This is a genomic window from Bifidobacterium sp. LH_417, from assembly GCF_056357035.1.
Genome location: NZ_JBKEVI010000003.1, coordinates 157243 through 177679, shown reverse-complemented (window position 1 = coordinate 177679; position 20437 = coordinate 157243). Strand labels below are relative to the sequence as shown.

The 20437-nt window shown below is 65.7% G+C and carries 14 protein-coding genes and 2 rRNA genes; 9 read left to right on the top strand and 7 right to left on the bottom strand.

The genetic code is table 11. From position 1 onward, the window contains the following. Both AC1AYR_RS03840 and rrf read left to right on the top strand, forming a co-directional pair. Nucleotides 1-244 (top strand): 23S ribosomal RNA (locus AC1AYR_RS03840); the annotation flags it as partial. Between the two features lie 159 nt (nucleotides 245-403). Then, nucleotides 404-520, top strand: a 5S ribosomal RNA gene (gene rrf / locus AC1AYR_RS03835). 400 nt (nucleotides 521-920) lie between these two features. Here rrf and AC1AYR_RS03830 read toward each other — a convergent pair. Then, the gene (locus AC1AYR_RS03830) at nucleotides 921-1544 is read right to left on the bottom strand and encodes a DUF47 domain-containing protein (RefSeq protein ID WP_034528020.1); all 624 of its coding nucleotides are present in this window, start codon (nucleotides 1542-1544) and stop codon (nucleotides 921-923) included. A 46-nt stretch (nucleotides 1545-1590) separates the two neighbouring features. Next, nucleotides 1591-2643 (bottom strand): inorganic phosphate transporter, encoded by a 1053-nt coding sequence (locus AC1AYR_RS03825; RefSeq protein WP_034528023.1) that lies wholly within the window; start codon nucleotides 2641-2643, stop codon nucleotides 1591-1593. A gap of 191 nt (nucleotides 2644-2834) precedes the next feature. Here AC1AYR_RS03825 and AC1AYR_RS03820 point away from each other — a divergent pair, with 191 nt between their 5' ends. From AC1AYR_RS03820 to AC1AYR_RS03800, 5 genes are all read left to right on the top strand, one after another. Next, on the top strand, nucleotides 2835-4316 hold the full coding sequence (locus tag AC1AYR_RS03820; protein WP_034528025.1) for a DUF1846 domain-containing protein: 1482 nt from the start codon (nucleotides 2835-2837) through the stop codon (nucleotides 4314-4316). A 126-nt stretch (nucleotides 4317-4442) separates the two neighbouring features. Further along, on the top strand, nucleotides 4443-6329 hold the full coding sequence (locus AC1AYR_RS03815; protein ID WP_162178980.1) for a DUF6020 family protein: 1887 nt from the start codon (nucleotides 4443-4445) through the stop codon (nucleotides 6327-6329). Then, entirely contained in the window at nucleotides 6326-7840 is a 1515-nt protein-coding gene (locus AC1AYR_RS03810) for a lipopolysaccharide biosynthesis protein (protein WP_476511345.1), read from the top strand. Before AC1AYR_RS03815 ends, AC1AYR_RS03810 begins: the two co-directional genes overlap by 4 nt. After that, complete coding sequence (locus AC1AYR_RS03805) at nucleotides 7840-8880, top strand: glycosyltransferase family 2 protein (RefSeq protein WP_084686127.1); 1041 nt, start codon at nucleotides 7840-7842, stop codon at nucleotides 8878-8880. Before AC1AYR_RS03810 ends, AC1AYR_RS03805 begins: the two co-directional genes overlap by 1 nt. Further along, nucleotides 8877-11003 (top strand): hypothetical protein, encoded by a 2127-nt coding sequence (locus tag AC1AYR_RS03800; protein ID WP_476555135.1) that lies wholly within the window; start codon nucleotides 8877-8879, stop codon nucleotides 11001-11003. Before AC1AYR_RS03805 ends, AC1AYR_RS03800 begins: the two co-directional genes overlap by 4 nt. Before the next feature lie 52 nt (nucleotides 11004-11055). On the opposite strand, the gene AC1AYR_RS03795 is transcribed toward AC1AYR_RS03800, so the two are convergent. The 3 genes from AC1AYR_RS03795 to AC1AYR_RS03785 all read right to left on the bottom strand — a co-directional run bounded on the left by AC1AYR_RS03795 (nucleotide 11056) and on the right by AC1AYR_RS03785 (nucleotide 13692). Beyond that, entirely contained in the window at nucleotides 11056-12537 is a 1482-nt protein-coding gene (locus tag AC1AYR_RS03795) for an ATP-binding protein (RefSeq protein ID WP_476511346.1), read from the bottom strand. Nucleotides 12538-12624: 87 nt separating this feature from the next. Continuing rightward, the gene (locus tag AC1AYR_RS03790) at nucleotides 12625-12864 is read right to left on the bottom strand and encodes a helix-turn-helix transcriptional regulator (protein WP_051922866.1); all 240 of its coding nucleotides are present in this window, start codon (nucleotides 12862-12864) and stop codon (nucleotides 12625-12627) included. Nucleotides 12865-12891: 27 nt separating this feature from the next. Then, on the bottom strand, nucleotides 12892-13692 hold the full coding sequence (locus AC1AYR_RS03785; RefSeq protein WP_034528038.1) for an AIM24 family protein: 801 nt from the start codon (nucleotides 13690-13692) through the stop codon (nucleotides 12892-12894). A gap of 259 nt (nucleotides 13693-13951) precedes the next feature. On the opposite strand from AC1AYR_RS03785, the gene nhaA reads away from it, so the two are divergent. Continuing rightward, on the top strand, nucleotides 13952-15319 hold the full coding sequence (gene nhaA, locus AC1AYR_RS03780; RefSeq protein WP_476511347.1) for a Na+/H+ antiporter NhaA: 1368 nt from the start codon (nucleotides 13952-13954) through the stop codon (nucleotides 15317-15319). A 154-nt stretch (nucleotides 15320-15473) separates the two neighbouring features. Here the strand turns inward: nhaA and AC1AYR_RS03775 are convergent, their stop codons facing one another. Beyond that, nucleotides 15474-16844: a nucleobase:cation symporter-2 family protein gene (locus AC1AYR_RS03775; protein WP_476511348.1), complete on the bottom strand. Its 1371-nt coding sequence runs from the start codon at nucleotides 16842-16844 to the stop codon at nucleotides 15474-15476. Between the two features lie 87 nt (nucleotides 16845-16931). Then, nucleotides 16932-17513 (bottom strand): xanthine phosphoribosyltransferase, encoded by a 582-nt coding sequence (locus AC1AYR_RS03770; RefSeq protein WP_034528042.1) that lies wholly within the window; start codon nucleotides 17511-17513, stop codon nucleotides 16932-16934. A 172-nt stretch (nucleotides 17514-17685) separates the two neighbouring features. Here AC1AYR_RS03770 and AC1AYR_RS03765 point away from each other — a divergent pair, with 172 nt between their 5' ends. After that, the gene (locus tag AC1AYR_RS03765; protein WP_476511349.1) at nucleotides 17686-20391 is read left to right on the top strand and encodes an ATP-dependent helicase; all 2706 of its coding nucleotides are present in this window, start codon (nucleotides 17686-17688) and stop codon (nucleotides 20389-20391) included. The last annotated feature ends 46 nt before the right edge of the window (nucleotides 20392-20437 follow it).

Here is a 20437-nt window from a genome sequence, read left to right as displayed (position 1 = left end):
AGGACCTGGGTGGACGAACCTCCGGTACGCCGGTTGTCACGCCAGTGGCACCGCCGGTTGGCTGCGTTCGGAAGGGATAACCGCTGAAAGCATCTAAGCGGGAAGCCCGCTCCAAGATAAGTATTCCCGGGGAGCCTTCGGGTTCCTGAGACCCCCCATGCAGAACACGTGGTCGATAGGCCGGACGTGGAAGCCCCGCAAGGGGTGGAGCCGACCGGTACTAACGGGGAAGCGCGACACACACATCCCAACCATGTTGGGACGGCATCGACCTCTTTCTGCGGATACACGCGACACGGAGCAACACGAACCGTGGTCACAACAGAACCAATCAACAGCGTCCACCATCCGGTCCCCAAACCACCAGCCATCAGGGATATGAAATCCCTGATAATTGAAGATTTGCGGCGGTCATAGCCCAGGAGAGACGCCCGGTCCCATTCCGAACCCGGAAGCTAAGACCTGGCACGGCGATGGTACTGCACCCGAGAGGATGTGGGAGAGTAGCACGCCGCCGCACCACACGATAAGGAAGGCCCTTGGTCGAGCACAGCTCCCAAGGGCCTTCGCATATCCCCCGGACCATCACGCGCGCCCCCGCCGGCAAGCCGGCGGACCACCCTCCGACGCGCGCTCCGCGCGCGCCACCTCCCGCCAGCGGGAGGAACACACCACACCACACGCGCGACCACACCGGGAGCCGTGCCCACCACACACCACACGCGCGCGGGATGCCGCCCCCGCCGGCGGGGGCTCCCGCGAAGCGGGTGGGGGTGGACCCCACACAGGCCACACGCCGGACCACCCTCCGGCGCGCTGCGCGCGCCACCTCCCGCCAGCGGGAGGAAGAACGTCACGTTACCTTTCAGCGGGAGACGGCGTGTGGAGGCTTGGGGGTCGAACGGGGTGGACGGGAACTGTCAGCTGTTTTTCATGACGATGTTGTCGATGGCGTTGGCGGCGTTTTCACAGTCGTCGGCGCACTGTTCGAGGTGTCGGTAGACGTCATGCCAGGCGAACACCTGCAGCGGGTCGCCGCCCGTGGTGTGCAGGGTACGCATCGACTTGACGAACAGGTGGTCGGCGTCGGTCTCGATCGTGTTGATGGCGAATACGAGCTCACGCAGCGCCTTCGACCGTTTGAACCGGGGGAGTTCGTCGACGAGCTTCTCCAGCTGCTCGCAGGCGCGGACGATCATATCCGTCATTTCGACGGCGTCGTCGCGCATGTCGGTCACATTGTCGTAGTACAGGCGGTCGAGCACGCCTTCGATGCTGTCGGTCACATCGTCGAGCGCGTGGCTTAGTTCGGCGATGTCCTCGCGTTCGAACGGCGTGATGAACGCGGTCACCAGCTCGTCCATGATGCCGTGACGGACCTTGTCGGCCGCCTGTTCGATGCGGTGCATCTCATCGGTACGCGCCTCGAGCGTCGACGGATCGAAACCGTGCATCACATCGGACAGCAGATGCGCCGCCTCACACGCGTAGGCCGCGCTCCTGCGGAATCCGTCGAAGTAGAAGGCGTCGTTCTTTCTCGCCATGAGTGGTTCTCTCCTTTGAACATACCGTGGATACGGGTCGGAATCGTTAGAACACGACCATGAACAGTTTCGCCATGATGAAGCTGATGATGCCGCAGCCGGGGAACGTGAACACCCAGGTGAGCATCATGTCGCGCACTACACCGAAATTGATGGCGGACAGGCGGCGTACGGCGCCGACGCCCATGATCGCGCTGGTCTTCGTATGCGTGGTGGACACGGGAACACCAAGCACCGTCATGACGAGCAGGCATAACGCGCTGGACAGGTCGGCGGAGAATCCTTGGTATTTCTCCAGTTTGACCATGTCCATGCCGACGGACTTGATGATCTTCTCGCCGCCCACCGAGGTACCGACGCCCATGATCGTGCTGCACAGGATCATCAGCCACACGGGGATGACCACGCCCGCGACGGACGGCTGCCCGTTGCAGAACGCCATGCCGAGGAACAGCACGCCGATGAATTTCTGACCGTCCTGCGCACCATGCATGAAGCTCATCGCGGCGGCGCCCACGATCTGCGCGCCGGTGAAGAAGCCGTTCGTGCGACGACGGTCGAATCCGGCGCAGATCAGCGTCACGATCTTGCACACGATCCAGCCCATCGCGAACCCGAACAGGAGGCTCGCGGCCAGGCCGTACAACACCTTCACCCATTCGCCCATGTCGACGGCGTCCACACCGCCGTGGATGGCGATGGCGGCACCGGTCAGACCTGCGATGAGGCTATGGCTCTCCGACGTGGGGATGCCCAGCATCGACGCGCCCACGCTGTAGACGACGATCGAGAACAGCGCGGCGCACAATGCGATCAGCGCGGCATCCGTGTCCCCTCCGAAATCGACCATGTTGCTGATCGTCGAGGCGACGGACGCGTTGAACTGGGTCATCAGGAACACGCCCAGGAAGTTGAACACGGCCGCCATGATCACCGCGGAGCGTACGCGCATGCACCGCGTGGTCACGCAGGTGGCGATCGCGTTCGGCGCATCCGTCCAACCGTTGACGAAGATCACGCCCAATGTCAGCAACGTCGTGACGGCGAGTGCGGGATTCGACAGCACCTGCTGCACGAAATAGGCAAAGGACACATCCAAGGGACTCTCGTCTCCTTCTTCTTCGAGGGGGCGTATGGCCGACATAGGGATTATAACGGATGATCGGCTACGTAGTCGCACGTCGCGTCCTCGTGGCGCAAGTATGGCATCGCCTATACTGTTGTGGTCATCGTTTCGGGATTTCAGGCCGATTCGTGCCGTTCCGCCGTTCGAAAGGGTTGCCACAGCATATGCGACAGGGATTCGACAACGACAAGTACATCGAGCTGCAGGCCGCGAGGATCAAGGAGCGCATCGCCCGGTTCGGCGGCAAGCTCTACCTTGAATTCGGCGGCAAACTGTTCGACGACCATCATGCGTCGCGCGTGTTGCCCGGGTTCGAGCCGGACGTGAAGTTCCGCATGCTGGAGAGCCTTTCCGATGATGTGGAGATCGTCATCGCCGTGAACGCGAACCATATCGAGAAGGCGAAGACGCGAGGCGACCTCGGCATCACCTATGACGAGGACGTGCTGAGGCTCATCGACGTGTTCCGCTCACGCGGCTGTTACGTAGGCTCCGTGGTGCTCACTCAGTATGCCGGGCAGCCGGCCGCCGACGCGTACCGTCGTCGGCTCGCGCGTCTCGGCGTCACCTGCTACCTGCACTATCCCATCGCCGGTTATCCGCACGACATCGAACGCATCGTCTCCGACGATGGCTACGGGCGTAACGACTACATCGAGACCAGCCGTCCGCTCGTCGTCGTGACCGCACCCGGCCCCGGCTCGGGCAAGCTCGCCACCTGCCTGTCGCAGCTCTACCATGAGCACAAGCGCGGCGTGGAGGCCGGCTACGCGAAGTTCGAGACGTTCCCCATCTGGAACCTGCCGCTCAACCATCCGGTGAACATCGCCTATGAGGCGGCCACCGTCGACCTGGACGACGCGAACATCATCGATTCGTTCCACTTGGAGGCACACGGCGAGACCACCGTCAACTACAACCGCGACGTGGAGGCGTTCCCCGTGCTCAAGGCGCTGATGGAACGCATCATGGGCGAAAGCCCGTACCAGAGTCCCACCGACATGGGCGTCAACATGGCCGGCTACGCGATCGTCGACGACGAGGCGTGCCGCGAGGCTGCGAACATGGAGATCGTGCGCCGCTATTTCACCGCCGCCGTGAACTTCAAACGCACCGGCACGGGCGAGGAGCAGATCGAACGTCTGCGTTCCATCATGAAGAAGGCGGGCGTGGACGAGGACCTGTCGCCGGCGCGCGCCGCCGCGTTGCGCCGCGAGGAGGAGACCGGCGCACCGGCCGGCGCGATGGTCCTGCCCGACGGACGCGTCGTCACCGGCAAGACGGGCGTGCTGCTCGGTGCCGCCAGCGCCCTGCTCATGAACGCGTTGAAGGCCGTCACCGGTGTGGACGCCGACCTGCCGGTGATCGACGACAAGGCGATCGAACCGATCTGCCGTCTCAAGACCGAGCATCTCAACAGCATGAACCGTCGCCTCCACTCCGACGAGACGCTCATCGCCCTGTCCATCACGAGCGCCGAGGACGAGACCGCCGCGCGCGTGATCGCCGGACTGGAGCAATTGCGTGGCTGCGACGCGTTCTTCTCGGTCATCATCTCCGCCGCCGACGAGGCGCTCTACCGTAAGCTCGGCGTCAACGTGTGCTGCGAACCCAAGTACGAGCGTCTGAGCCTTTACCACAAGTAGACCGCCGCATACGCACCGGTACATACACCGGCATCGGTGCGGCGGACGTTACCGGCACGCCAGCATTGGATGAACTTTAGGCCAAATGGAACGTAGCGGCATGCCGTCGCGCCTATGGTCGTAACCATGTTGTTGAGGAGTATCGGACCGTCGGCTGCGGCGCGGCTCGCGTCGTGCGTTGCCGGCGGACTGGTGATCTCCCTCGCCGACCGCATGGCGGTGCGCGCCGTGGCCGGCCCGCTCGACGGCGGCTTCTGGCTGGAGACGTGCGCGGCCGCTGGAGTCCTGTACGCGGCGTTCACCGCGGGCGAATGGCTGTTGTCCGCCCGGCTGCGTGTCGGAATGCCCGACGGCCTCCCCGGGCCCGCGAGACGGTTCGTCGCCCGTGCACGCGGGGGATTCGACCGGTTCGACGCGCTCCGCGCGCCTGTGAGACTGGCGGTCTGCGCGACGGTTATCCTCGTATGCTGGCTGCCGGTCATCGTGATGATGGCTCCGGGCACGATATGGTACGACACGGGCGATCAGATCGTCCAGTTCCTCGCCGTCGTCTCGCCGGACGGAACCACGGGCGTGGTGTCCGCCCATCATCCTCTGCTGGACACCATCGTCTTCGGAACGGCCGCATGGATGGGGGAGAGCCTGTTCGGCGGCTACGGCGCCGGCCTCGCCTGCTATCTCGCCGTCCAGGTGATCGTCACCGGCATGGAGTTGGCCGGCATGTGCCTGTACGCGCGCCGCATCGGATGCGGTCGCGCCGCCTCGACGTGCATGCTGCTGTTCTTCGCCGTATTCCCCGCGTTCCCCATCTTCACGATGTCGATCGTGAAGGACACGTTGCACATGATGGCGCTCATCCCATGGCTCGTCATGGTCGCCGAAGCGACGCGCACGCGTCTCGCCGTATTCGATTCGCGGCGGTTCCTCATCGGCTTCATCGTCGTTTCGACGCTGTGCGCGCTCACCACGATGACCGGTCTGGTTATCGTCATCCTCACCTCGGCCTGTCTGCCGTTGCTGCGCGCACGTCGCGGCCGGCGGATCGCGGCGCTCGCCTGCATGCTTGTCGTGGCGTTCGTCTCCGGCGTGGCGTTCCCTGCGATGGTGCGAGGCCCGCTGCGCGTGCGTGGGGAGGATGCGAACCAGCTGCTCGTCGTGCCCATGCAGATGACCGCACGCTACGCGCTCGACCATCCCCATGACGTGACCGACCGGGAACGTCGGATCATCGACCGGGTCAACCGTGTGCCGTTCGAACAGATGGCGTCACGCTACAACCCGTATCTCGCCGACCCGGTCATCCAGTATTCGCTGCGTGACCCTGCGGCCGTGCCCGAATACCTGAGCGTCTGGGCCGTCATGGGATTACGGCACCCGGACTCGTACGCCGCCGCGTTCACCGCTCTGGAATCCGGGTGGTTCTCGCTGCGCCGCACTCCTCTCAACACCACGAACCGGGGCATCTCCCTCGACCGGTTGTGCCGGCACGCGGACAAGGCGATCGGCAACACCATGTGGTTCCAGATCAACGACGCGGTCAGCCCGTCGTTCCGTCCGCTGGCGAAACGTTCGCCGCGCTTCACCGTCGACCGCCCCGCCGTCTACCGGCTCTGGGACACGTGGCGGTCGACGCCGGTCCTGAACCTTCCCGCGTTCACCGCGATGTGGACGTTCATCCTCCCGTTGTTCCTCGCGTTCCATCTCATCGGCCGCGCCGGCCGGCCGGGGGAGCGCGCCGCAACCCTTCCGCAGAAGCCGCCGCGCCGCGCATGGTGGCCGTTCACGATCCCGCTGTTCTGGTCGCTGCTCTCGCTGCTGCCGAACGCGATCTCGATCCCGTTGAAGCCGACGGCCACGCGCTACATGATGTGGGCCCCCGTCACGATCATGCTGATGCTGGCGTTGCTCCGCGCCGACATGGTCGCGCCGGAACGGCTGTGGGACGACGGGCGAGATACGAGGCGCGACAGGGGGAACGGCTTCGAGCGGAGCATCAGGAGGGCCGACGTATGAGACGTGGTCTCGTCCTCAACCTGATCAGCAATATCGCGTTCTTCGTCGCCGGATACGCGATCCACTGGTTCCTCGGCGGATTCGCTTCGCCTGCCGACTACGGCGTGGTCGGTACGATCATCACCGTGCTCGACTTCGAATACCTGTTCGTCAGCAACGGCGCCCGGCAATCCCTGTCGCGCAACATCGCCTCCCATCGTCATGACGGTCGTCAGGTGATCGTGCGCACGCTCGCCGTGCAGGCGTCCATCGTCGCCGTGTTCTTCCTCATCGACTTCGCGGGAGCCCCGCTGTTCGGCCTCATGCTCGGCGACGGAACGCTGGACCGCTATTTCCGCTACGCAGCGTTCCTCGTGCCGGCCAACGGACTGTACGTCGTCATGCTCGGCATCAACGACGGGCTCCAACGGTTCGGCCGCAGCGCGTTCCTCTCCACGTTCTATCCGATCGTCAAACTGGGCACGATCCCGCTCATCGTCCTCGTGTTCCCGCGCGAACCAGTCATCGGCGTCGAAGTCGGCTATTGCGGCGCCATGGTCCTGACCATCCTCATCGGCCTCGCCATGCTCGTCCCAGCACGGAGTCTGCTGCCCGACGGCGCCGGCACGCCGTTCCCGTGGCGTGACGCCATGCACGGCACGCTCTCGTTCTCCCTGTTCTTCATCATGGCGTCGCTGGTCCTGAGCGTCGACACGCTCGTCGTCAAGGCCGAACTACCCGACCGGATGGCCGGCTACTACACGGGCGCCATGAACTTCGGCAAGACCACGTACTACCTGCTGCAGGCGTTCGCCGTGATCATCCTGCCGGTCGTCTCCCGTCTGATCGCCGAGGACGCGCGCGGCGAGGCGCTCGCCAAGGCCCGCGGCCTGTTCCTGCTCGTGTTCGCGCTCGTGGCGCCGATCGCCGCGACGATCTCCGCCACCGCGCCGGACCTGCTCGCCGCGTTCTACTCGCCCGCCTACGCCACCGCGGCGCCGGCCCTGTCGTGTCTCGCGTTCTCGAGTTTCTTCATGGGCGTCACCGTGATCCTCAACATGACGCTCAACGCCGAGCGGGACACGCGCTTCTCCGACCTGCTGTCGCTCGTCTCCCTCGCCGTGGTCGTGCCGTTGTTCGTCGCATCGGCCCGCTACGGCATCACCGCGCTCGCCGTCTCCAGCATGGCCGCGACGTTCACCGCCATGGCCGTCTCGTACGTCGAGGTCCGGCGCCGGTTCGGCGACGTGATGAGCCGTCGCGCGTGGGCGGCGATCGGCTGCGACGCGGTGTTGTGGATCGTCATGGCCGTGGTCTCGCGGACGACGTTCCACGTGACGGACTTCGTCGCGCTCATGGTGGTGTACGCGGTCGTCTACGGCGCGTTCGTGGCCGTGCTCGTGCGGATCGGCGTCCTCGACGTGCGTGGGATCGCGGCGATGTTCGCGAAACGGACGGAGGACGCCGACGGATCGGCGACCGGCGGGACCGCGACCAGGAAAACCATAGCCAAGGAAAAGGATGGCGACTGATGCACGTGTTCGTCCAGATACCCTGCCTCAACGAGGCCAAGACACTTCCGCTCGTCATGGCGCGCATGCCGAAGCGCATCCCCGGCGTCGACCGGCTCGACGTGATGATCATCGACGACGGATGCACCGACGACACGGTCGCCGTCGCGAGGAGTCTTGGCATCCGCCACATCGTACGCCACAACGGCACGATGGGATTGGCGCGCGCGTTCCGCGACGGCGTCGACTACGCGTTGAAGCACGGCGCCGACATCGTCGTCAACACGGACGGCGACAACCAGTACCCGTCTGAACGCATCGGCGACCTCGTCCGCCCGATCATCGAGGGCCGGGCCGACATCGTCGTCGGCGACCGGCAGACCGCCACGATCAGGGAGTTCAGCCCGTTCAAACGGCTCATGCAGCGATTCGGCTCATGGGTCGTCAACCGCGCCGCCGGCACGGACATCCCCGACGCGGCGAGCGGATTCCGCGCCTATTCGAAACGTTCGCTCCTCCAGCTCAACATCGTCACCGAATTCAGCTACTGCATGGAGACGATCATCCAGGCCGGGTACAAGCGCATCGCCATCACCTCCGTGCCGATCGTCACCAATCCGAAGACGCGCAGGTCGCGTCTGTTCCACAACATCTTCGAGCACATGCGCAAATCCGCCGGCGCGATCGTGCGCAGCTTCCTCATGTTCCGGGCGCATTCGGTGTTCACGTGGTCCGCGATCCTGCCCGGCATCGCCGCGCTCGTCGTCTTCGTGCGCTATCTCACGTTCTTCTTCGCCGGACAGGGACGCGGCCACATGCAGTCGTTGCTGCTCGGCGTCATGTTCTTCATCTGGATGGTCGTCTCCCTGCTGCTGCTCATCGTCTCCGAAGTGCTGCGCACCCAGCGCAAGCTCGAGGAGGACGAACTGGAACGCGTCAAGGAGATCGCGTACGCGCCGGCATCCCGCCGCCTGTGGACGGACGACGGCGATGACGACGGCGGTGATTCGGATTCCGGTATGGCGACGGACTGGTGCGGAGCGAAGGGAGGAGAGCAGTGAGTCCGATGCCGGATCCCCGACGTTCCGCATCCCGGCTCTCGCCGTGGACGAGACCCTGCGTGGTCGCGCTCGCCGTGATCGTCACGCTCGAACTGTTCGTGTTCAACCTGCCGTTCTGGCAGACGCTCGGCTCGACGCCGCGGACGGCGCACGACGACGGGTTCGGCAACGGGCTCGTCGTCGAATCCGGCGGCACCGCCGTCGTCACCGACCCGGACCACGCGTGGCGCGACATCTCCTCCGACGAACCGATCGACTACCTGTACATCGGCCACGCCGCATCCGAACGCCCCAGCCAGAACGACGCGGTGCGCTGGCAGGTGTCCACGATGAAGCCGACCGACTCCGGCTGGTACGACGCCAACGCGGACGTCGGCTATTCGCCGTCCGCCGAACACTCCCGATACCAGCGCATCGGCGACGGCTCCACGCACGTGCGCCTGCGCTACCGGATGGACAAGGGCGCGGTCATTCCGGTCAACACAATCACCGTCAACCCGCACGTGCCGATGCGGTTCGACCCCATCCGCCTCGTCGTCGAGATTCTCACGGCGCTCATCATCATCGCCTTCCGGCCCGCATCGCCCTTCTACCGCATGCGCCTCGCCTTGCGCCGCCGCTCCACGATTGTGCCGCTCGCCGTATGCGCCGCCGTCTCATGCACTCTGCCGCTCGCCCTGTTCGCCATGGCCGCGCCGCTGGAAAGCCCCGAGCCCGTGTACTGGGATTTCTTCGCCTCCTACCAGGCGACCGACCAGTACCAGCGGCTCGCCGACGCGATCCTCCATGGCAGGACATGGCTCGACTATCCGGTCAACGACGCGCTCGCCGCCATGGACAATCCGTATGACACCCGCGCACGCACGCAGGAGGCCCTCGACAGTCCGGATACGCCCGTCTACTTCGACGTGGCCTTCCACGACGGCCGGTACTACTCGTATTTCGGCGTGCTTCCCGCGCTGCTCCTGTTCGCCCCGTTCAAAGCGGTCACCGGCATGCGCCTGCCCACGAACGCGGGAGTGGCGATTGCCGTCGCCCTCGCATCCGCGGCGACCACCCTGCTCGCCATCCAGCTGGCGCGTCTGCTCGGTCGGCGCCGTCCCGTCTCGCTCGGCGCGACCATGCTCGGCGTGACCGCCATGATGTTCGGCAACGGCATCGCCATGCTCGTCCAGCTCGGCCTGTTCTACCAGATCCCGCAGGAGATAGCCGTGGCGTTCGCCTCGCTCGGCATCGCGCTGTGGATCGAGGCGAAGCTGCGCGGGCTGGAACGGCATCTGCCGCTGCTCGCCGCGGGATCGGCATGCATGGCCCTGACCATCGCCTGCCGGCCGCAGGTCATCCTCGCCACGTTCGTCGCGATCCCGTTGTTCGCCGACGAGATCCGCGACCTGTGGACGCATGGGCTGCATGACGCGCGGGCGCTGACGCAGGAGACACGCGTGTGGGCGTGGGCGGCCATCCCGTACCTGATCGTCTTCCTGCCGCAGCTCGCCTACAACCAGGCGCGATTCGGCAGGTCCACCGACTTCGGCGCGAAATACAACCTCACCGGATACGACATGACGAACACGCATCCGCCGTTGACCCAATACCTGTCGTTCGTGTTCCAATACCTGTTCCAGCCGCCGAACCTCACCGCGCATTTCCCGTTCGTCCAATTGCAGAGCGTGCCGTTGACCACATGGCGCAGCGAACACCCCATGTTCGGCGGGTGGCTGTTCACCGCCGCGCCGTTCGCGCTCCTGCTGTTCACCATGCTCGTGTGGCGGTTCGCGCTGCGCCGCGTCGCCGCCACGCGTCTCATCGTCGGCGCGCTCGCCGCATCCGCGCTGACGTTCCTCATCGACGCTCGCGTCCCCGGCGTCGACTTCCGCTACGAGATCGACTTCGGCTTCATGATCATGACCGCCGTGCTCGTCCTGCTCTACGCGGTCGACGGCGCGGCGAACCGGGCGGGGTATGGTCCGTGGCGGGACGTGACGCGGCGCCTCACCTTCGGATGGTTCACCACCGGAATCGCGGCCGCCTTCCTGTTCCTGTTCTTCAAGCAGTTCGCCTCGGGCATGAACATGCCGGCCGCCATCTGGTGGGACACGGCCTCCTGGTTCGTGTTCATGTGATGCGACGTACGATTCACGCGCCGTATGATACGCGGCGTATACGCCTGCCGGGTCAGGCGCTCGCCAGCCGGTAGCGTTGGGTCGGGTCGTCGCGGAAACGCACCTTGGTGACCCGCCCTTCGCGTATCAGTTCGCGCATGCCGGTGGTCACCGCCAGCGGCGTCAGCTGCAGCTCGTGCAGGATCTCCCGGATGCTCATCGCCGAATGGCGTTCCAGAACGCCGGTGATCGCCTTGGCGATGTCGCTGGGGGTCCCGGCCACGGCGGTCCGATGCCGGGTGATCGTCATCGTGAACGTGTTGATCGTGTTGCGCGTCGTCGCCGGTTCGATGCCCGCCTCGCGCAACGTGGCGGCGATGCGCTGGTAGCCGTCGCCGCCCTCCGGGTTCACGTAGCCGCCGCCCGGATAGGGGGTGGATTCGAGCAGGGTGAACAGGAACTGGTTGCGGGTGGAGACGAACGGCACGCCCGTGACCGGATGCGGGTTGGCGAGCACGTCATGCGTCACCGTGCCGTAGAGGCCTCCGGGATTCGTGATCTCGATGCGGTCGGTGAATACGTTGATGTTGACCTGCGTGCCGCGGGCGTCGGGGGAGTAGTCGCGGTGGGTGAGCGAGTTCGCGATCGCCTCCCGCAGGGCCACGGGCGGATAGTCGGGCTTCTTCGCGCCGATCCAGTGCATGAGCGCGTCGACCGCATCGTCGATCATCACCGGAATCGGCCCGACGATGGTCTGCGAGGCGACGAGCCGTTCGTCACCGCGGAACACGTCGTCGCGGCTCGTACCCGGAAACACGGCGATGGAGACGCTCAGACGCGGATAGTATTTCTGAGGGTAGCGGCCGAGCGCGAGGAGACCGGCGAGCGTGGGGCGCAGCACGCCGCCCACCGCCCTGACGTCGGAATCGTCGTGGCGCAGCACCTCCAGATCGAGCAGCATGTCGGTGTCGCCGCGACCGGCGAACACGTGGGGATGCTGCCGTCTGACCCGCTCCAGCAGCCCCGCGACGAGACCGGGGTCGAGGTCATCGGGCGTGGCGCGCGGCACGACGTCCAGATCGTAGGTGGGTTGCAGGTGCTCTTCGATGAGTCGGTCCACCTCGTACGAGGTCATATGCCGGTCGCCGTCGCCGGTGCGGATATAGGAGCCGCCGTAAGGTCCCCGTTCGGTGATGAAGCAGGGCTTGTCCCGGGGGATCATCTCGTCGATGCGGGCGAACACGAGGTTCGCTCCCTCGAACGGGCAGGTGACGATCACCGGGCGCACGACCGGCGTCATCTTCTCGCACGCCTGGCTCAGCGCCTCCTGCATGGCGCGCGCGTTGAACCCTTCGACCGGCGTGAACCCGTTGCGTTCGCTAAATCCGAGGATAATCCAACCGCCCGAGCCGTTCGAGAACGCGGACAGCGTGTCCGTGATCGTGGACGAGATGCGCCGCGCGCACTCCTTGACCTCGCACTGCTGCGTGTCGTTGCCGATCAGGCGCATCAGACCGATCAGTTCGGTCATCTTCGCGGTGTAGTCATCGACCATGGCGGGCCTCCTTGCCACCATTGTGCCGTATGCGAGGCGGCGTCCGGCGTGCGTGCGTCGGTTCGCCGTCGGCCGTTCACCCGGAATTCACGCGTCGAAGCTGATGGTGAGCGTGCGGCCCATCCCGTGCGCGAGCGCCTCCAGCGTCTTGAACGACGGGTTGATGTGCGCCTGTTCGATGCGCTGAATGGTGATGCGCGAGACACCGGTCGCGTCGGCCAGCTGTTGCTGGGTCATCCCCGACTCCTTGCGCGCCTTGAGCAGCGCCGCACCCACCTCCGGGTAGACGCGCGGCTTGTCGGATGCGGTCGCGTTGCCGTCGGTCATGGTTCTCCTCCTTCCGATTGGGGCCGGTCACACGGTGCCGGAGCCGGCGTTGATATTGAACGTGGGACCGGAGACCGGCGCGAGCAGCACGCGGCCGACGCCGCGGTACACGTTCACCAATCCTTCGCCGCTCGCGGCGGAGCCGATCAGCGTCTTACCGGAGCGTTCCACCGTGAACTGCAATCCGCTGGTCCACGCGATGGCGAAGTTGCCGTCGATTTTCAGCTCGTCGTTCTCCAAATCGACGGTGATGAGCTCGGACGCGGGGACGGGGGATTCCAGCGCGACCGTGCCCTGCCCTTCAAGCGCGAGGTTGAACAGCCCCTCGCCGCCGGCGACCATCGCGCTCGGGCGCGACACCATCACCGCGCGCTGCCGCACGGTCGACTCGCACGCGTAGAACAGGCCGTCGTTGACCGTCATCGAACCGCCCATCTGCGCCGCTGGGTCGATGAGCAGGATGTGACGGTACGTGGGTTCGAGCACCAGCGTGCCGATTCCCTGGTATTCGGGTTTGACCGCGGACTCCTTGGTCACCGCGCCGCGCGCCATCTTGCCGATGAAGTCGCCCACGCCCTTGACGCCCGTCGTGGCCTGGATATGGCCGGCGGTCCACTGCATGGCGCCGGCCTGCACGGTGATCCCGGTCTTGCCGTCGAGCGTGCACACCACCTGACGGCGGCGCACGTTCATCTCGGAAGCGAAATACGCGCCGGCGGCGCCACCGTAGTCGACGGACAGGTCCCGCTTCCATTCGATGACCTGGAACGGCCCCTGCCGGGCGACGATGGCGACGTCGTCGTTGTCTGTGAAGTTGTAGATGCGCATGGCAGCTCCTTTGCCGTGATGGTTCGCGAAGCGGAGGACGATCCTCCCTCCACACCAACATACCTCATCGCCGCGTGGACGGAGGCGACCGTCCGAAGTCCTGAATCGCGGCTTCGGGACGGTTTTCGCGGGCGGCGGAGGGATGTTTGGGGGAGTCCGGTACCATGGGAAGGTTGAATCCTCGCGGCCGCGCATGACGGGCACCACATGTCATGACGGGCGGCCGACTCCATTCACCGCAAGCAGTCAGGAGCCTCACATGACCTCACACCCTCCGATCCACGAGGGCATCCTCGAACCGGGCGCCGTCAGAATACACCAGGGCAAACGCCGCCTCATCCGGTTCACCCACTCGTCCACACGCGCCACCATGCTCATGGTGGGCGCCGCGTTGGCCGCATTCCTCATCGAGAACACGCCCGCCCTGCCGTATTTCAACGAATTCTGGCAGTCCGTGCACCTCGCGTTCTCCATCGGCCCGCTCCACGCGGACATCAGCCTCGAACACTTCATCAACGATTTCCTCATGGCCCTGTTCTTCCTCATGGTCGGACTGGAGATCAAACACGAGATGCGCGCCGGAGAACTCACCGAACCACGCAAAGCCGTCCTGCCGATCGTCGCCGCGGCTGGCGGCGCCATCCTGCCGGCCCTCGTCTACCTCGCCGTCAACGCGGGCGGCGACCATGCGGGCGGCTGGGGCGTGCCCATGGCCAACGACATCGCCTTCTGCCTCGGCCTGCTCGCCCTGCTCGGCAGCCGCGTGCCCGCAGGCCTGCGCGCCTACCTGTCCACGCTCACCATCGCCGACGACATGATCGCCATCGGCGTGATCGCACTGTTCTATACGTCCGACCTGAACCTGCCGTGGCTCATCGCCGCGCTGGCCATGTTCGCCGTCCTGTTCGCGTTCAACCGTCTCCACATCCACGATCTGCCGCCCTATCTCGCGGTCGGATTCGTCATGTGGGTGTGCGTGCTGTTCTCCGGCGTGCACGCCACGCTAGCCGGCGTGATGCTTGCGCTCGCCATCCCGGCGCGCTCCGAGATCAAACTCGACCGGGTGGGCGCGTGGTTCGCGAAGCGCGTGCGTTCCGCCGAGGACCGTTACGATCCGGGCGAGCCGGACATCGCGCAGAAGGAGTATCTGCGCGAGGTGGAGTCCATTCGCCGCGTCTCCAGCGCCACCATCCCGCCGACGATCCGTCTGGAGAACGGTCTGCACACGTTCGTCTACTTCTTCGTGCTGCCGCTGTTCGCGTTCTCGAACGCGGGCGTCGTGCTGCACGGCATGTCCGTGGGCGAGATCGTGACGAGCCCGGTCGCGATCGGCGTGTTCCTTGGCCTGTTCGTCGGCAAGCCGCTCGGTATCTTTCTTGCCACGTGGGCGACCGTGCGTCTCGGCGTGTCCGGTCTGCCGGACGGCGTCAGGTGGGGGCATATCGCCGGCGTGTCCATCCTCGGCGGCGTCGGCTTCACGATGGCGATCTTCGTGACGAACCTGTCGTTCGCCGACATGCAGATCGCGGCGGTCGCGAAGACCGCGATCCTCGCCGCGTCGATCCTCGCCGGAGCGATCGGCTTCCTCGTCCTGCGCCGGCAGGTGACGGACACGGACGAGGAGTGATCCCGTCGTCGATCCGTGAGCGGACGTCCGTGACAAGGACTTCGGCCGGGCCGATATACGTGAGGGCCCCGAACCACAACGGTTCGGGGCCCTCACGCGTTTGCCCGATTCGCCAGCGTCGTCAGCTGTCGTCAGCGATGAATCGGATGGAACGTCACTCGGCGGAATCCTCCGTGCGCTCGGCCGGCGCGGAGAGGAAGTGCTCCTCGCTCGGCAGCACGGCGTTGAGGATCACGGCCACGACGAACGCGACGGCGATGCAGTTCGAGGCGAAGATCTGCTGGAACAGGGCCGGGAACTGGTCGAAGATGTCGCTCACCTGCGTGAAGCCGATGCCGATCGTCAGGCTCAGCGCGGCGATCGTGATGTTGCGCTGCGTGAAGCCGGCCTCCGCGATCATCTGGAAGCCGGAAAGGATGATGTTGCCGAACATCATGATCGTGCAGCCGCCGAGCACCGCCTGCGGCAGCGAGTTGAACACCTCGGCGATGGCCGGCACGAAGCTCGCCACCACGAGGATCAGACCGCCGGAGAGGATCACCTTGCGGTTGACGACCTTCGTCATCGCGACCAGACCGATGTTCTGCGCGAACGAGGTGAGCGGCAGGCACCCGAACAGGCCCGATACGGAGGAGATGAGACCGTCGCCGGCGATCGCGCCCGCCGTCTCCTTCTCCGTGGGCAGACGGTTGAGCCCCACCTTGGTCAAGGCGGCCGTGTCGCCCAGCACCTCGACCGAGGAGACCACGTACAGCAGGCCGAGGGAGATGATCGCACCCCAGTCGAACACCGGCTTGAACGGCATGAACTGCGGCACGGAGACGATGGCGAGATGCTGGAAGCCGGAGAAATCGACCTTGCCCATGCAGATGGCCGCCACATAGCCGACGACCAGGCCGAACAGCACGGACAGCTGCTTGGCGGTGCCCTTCATCAGCAGCTGGAACGCGAGGCAGGCGACCAGCGAGATCAGGCCCAGCGTGAGGTTCTGCCACGAACCGAAGTCCTTTGCACCGCTGCCTCCGCCGAAGCTCGTCGCGCCCACGTTGAGCAGCGAGAAGCCGATCGACGTGACGACGATCGCCGAGACGATCGGCGGCACGAACCGACGCCAGTACTTCGCGGTCAGGCCGAGCACCAGCTCCAGCAGACCGCCGACCATGACCGCGCCGACGACCGCGCCGTAACCCTTGTCCGCGCAGATCGCGACCGCGGCCGCCACGTACGTGAACGAGATGCCCGTCACCATCGGCAGACGCGAGCCGATGCGCCACGCGCCGTACAGCTGCAGGCAGGTGCCGAGACCCGCCACCAGCAGACCGGCCTGGATGACGGCGGCCGACTGGGCGGCGCTCATCTTCGCCGCCGAGGCGACGATGAAGATCGGGGCGAGGTTCGCGACGAACATCGCCATCACATGCTGCAGGCCGAACGGAATGCCCTTCCAGAAGGAGACCGGCGCGTCGAGGGAGGTCAGCGCCTCCATCGAGATGCCGGCCTTCCCGACGTTCTTCTTCTCTTCCATGATGTCCTCTCTTGATTCCATGCGACATGAACGGCCCTCCCCGGGGCGACGGCCGCGGGGAGGGCCGTTCATGTCGTCATCGTATGGTCAGCGGCGGAACTCGATGTCGCCGGTCTCGGCGTCCATGCTTTCGACGATCGCGAGGGAATCCACGTCGTAGCCCTCCTCGCGCAGCCTGTCGCCGCCGCCCTGGAAGCCCTTCTCCACCGCGATGCCGATGCCCTCGACCACCGCGCCGGCCGACTCGCACAGGTCGATCAGGCCGCGCAGCGCCTTGCCGTTCGCCAGGAAGTCGTCGATGAGCAGCACATGGTCGCCCGCGTTGAGATACTTCTTCGCAACGATCACCGGGAACTCCTTCTGCTTCGTGAAGGAGTAGACGGTGGTCGTGTACTGGTCACCGTCCAGATTGATGGACTGCGCCTTCTTCGCGAACACGACCGGCACGCCGTCGAAATGACGGGCGGCGACGCAGGCGATGCCGATGCCCGACGCCTCGATCGTGAGGATCTTCGTGATGGTCTTGCCCGCGAAATGCTCGGCCCACGCGGCACCCATGTGGTCGAACAGTGTCACGTCGCACTGGTGGTTCAGAAAGGCGTCCACCTTCAGCACGTTGCCCGGCTTGACCGTGCCCTCCCTGCGGATGCGCTCCTCGAGTTCCTTCATACAACCCCTTTGATGAATAACGGGTAACGGATGATTGAAGCGACAGTCTACGCCGCGCGCATGACCTCCACGCCCCGCCCGCACGACGACGGCATGTGGTAGACATGGATGGCCGAAAACAGGGGGAGTGCGTCCTCCGAAAGAACCCATCAGACGACAATAAGGGAGCAACGTGCAGCAGGATCCGGACGTCATCGCAAGAAGCGCCGACGAACTCGTCGGAGACCTCAACCCTCAGCAGTCGCAGGCCGTGCAGTACCGCGGGCCCGCACTGCTCATCGGCGCCGGCGCCGGATCGGGCAAGACCCGCGTGCTCACCCGACGCATCGCATGGATCCTGAGCCGGTTCGGCGCATGGCCCAGCCAGATCCTCGCCATCACCTTCACCAACAAGGCCGCCGCCGAAATGCGCGAACGCCTCGAAACGCTCATCGGACCCGTCGCCCAGCGCATGTGGGTCTCCACCTTCCACTCCGCATGCGTGCGCATCCTGCGCCGCGACGGCAAGGCCATCGGGCTCAACAGCGGATTCTCCATCTACGACTCCGCCGACTCCGAACGCCTCGTCAAGATCATCGCCACCGAATTCAACATCGACGTCAAACGCTACACGCCGCGATCCATCCTCGGACGCATCTCCGACTACAAGAACCAGCTCATCGGCGTCAAGACGCAGCTCGCCCAGTACGCGCCCGACTTCAAACCCGGCCAGCGCGGCTACAAGATCGGCACCGTCGGCGACATCGAAGCGCTGTACGCGGTCGTCTACGCCGAATACCAGCACCGGCTCGCGCTCGCCAACGCCGTCGACTTCGACGACCTCATCGTGCGCACCGTCGAACTGCTGCGCGACCACCCGGACGTCGCCGAGTACTATCACCACCGGTTCCGCTACATTCTCGTCGACGAGTATCAGGACACCAACCACGCGCAGTACGTGCTCGTGCGCGAACTCGCCGGCGTTGACGCGGGGGAGGGGAAGGCCGTCGCGCCCACCGTCCCGTCGCAGGAGGCGACCGCCGGACGGCAGGGGCCGGCGTGGATCACCGTGGTGGGCGACTCCGACCAGTCTATCTACGCGTTCCGCGGCGCCGACATCCGCAACATCCAGGACTTCGAGCAGGACTTCCCCGACGCGAAGACCATCATGCTCGAACAGAACTACCGTTCCACGCAGACCATCCTCGATGCGGCGAACGCCGTCATCTCCAACAACGAGGGGCGCAAGCCGAAGAAGCTGTGGACGGCGCTCGGCAAGGGCGAGCCGATCGTCGGCTACGCGGCCGACAACGCGCAGCAGGAGGCGCAGTGGGTGGCCGGCGAGATCGCCCGCCTCCACGCCGAGGAGGCGATCGCCTACTCGGACATGGCCGTCATGTACCGCGCCAACGCGCAGTCCCGCTCCCTGGAGGAGGCGCTCATCAACGAGGGGCTGCCGTACCAGCTGGTCGGCGGCACCAAGTTCTACGAGCGCCGCGAGGTCAAGGATGCGATGGCGTACCTGCAAGCCATCGTCAACCCGAACGACGACGTGAATTTGAGGCGCATCCTCAACGTGCCCAAGCGCGGTCTCGGCGCACGTGCCGAAGGCATCATCCTCGACTACGCGCGGGCTCACGGGGCGAGCTTCTTCGCCGGCCTCATGCACATGGACGAGATCGAGGGCGTCCCCACCCGCACACTCAAGCAGCTGCACGCGTTCCGCGACCTCATGGGCGGACTGTCCGCGTTCGCGCGCGCCAACGAGACCAAGCCGAGCGAGATCGTCGCCGAGGTGCTGGAGAAGTCCGGTCTGCTCGAGGAGCTGCGCAAATCCACCGACCCGCAGGACGAGTCACGCGTCGAGAACCTCTCCCAGCTGCAGTCCACCGCCGCCGAATTCGAACAGAAGACGCCGGACGCCACGCTCGCCGGGTTCCTGGAGACCACGGCGCTCGTCGCCGACTCCGACCAGCTGCCCGGCGAGAACGAGGATTCCGGCAAGGTCACGCTGATGACCCTCCACACGGCGAAGGGCCTGGAATACCCGGTCGTGTTCCTGACGGGCATGGAGCAGGGCACGTTCCCGCATTCGCGTTCCATGGAGGACACCAGCGAACTGCAGGAGGAGCGTCGTCTTGCCTACGTGGGCATCACACGCGCCAAGCGACGCCTGTATGTGACGCGCGCCGCCGTGCGCTCCCAATGGGGGCAGGCGGCGGACATGATGCCCAGCCAGTTCCTCGACGAGATTCCCGAAGGGCTCATCGAATGGAAACGCCGCGAGGCCGGCGTCGAACGCATGCGTTCCGCATGGGACGGCGACGACGAGTTCGGCGGATGGGACGACGACCAGCCCTCATCCGGTCCGACGTTCGGCGGCTCGTACGGCTCGTACGGTTCGTCGGGTTCCTCCCGATACGGCTCGCGCTCGTACGGTTCCGGCTCGTCGTACGGAAGCTCGTCGTACGGCGGTTCATCGTATGGCTCCGGCTCCCGCTCGTACGGCTCATCCTCGTACGGCTCGGGTTCGCGTGGTTCGTCACGGCGAGGCTCATCGTCCTATGGATCGTCCGCCTACGGCGGCTCGTCGGGCTCCCGATACGGCTCCGGCACGTCCGGCTCCGGCTCGCGCTCCGGGCGTGTCACGACCCGCCGCGTCGCCCCGAAGAGCGGGGCGACGGCCGGTCACGGCGTGCCGGCATCATCGCTCACCAAGGACAACGGACTCGACGTCAAGGACTTCGCGATTGGTGACCGCATCACCCACGACCGCTACGGCATGGGCAAGATCGTCGACGTCCAGGACAAGGGCCGCAACTCGGTCATCACCGTCGACTTCGGCACCGGCGGCGTCAAACGCCTCCTGCTCCGAGTCGCGCCTGTCGAAAAGCTCTGACGGCTTTTCGACAGGCGCCTTCGCGGCCGATGCCGCTCACCTCGCC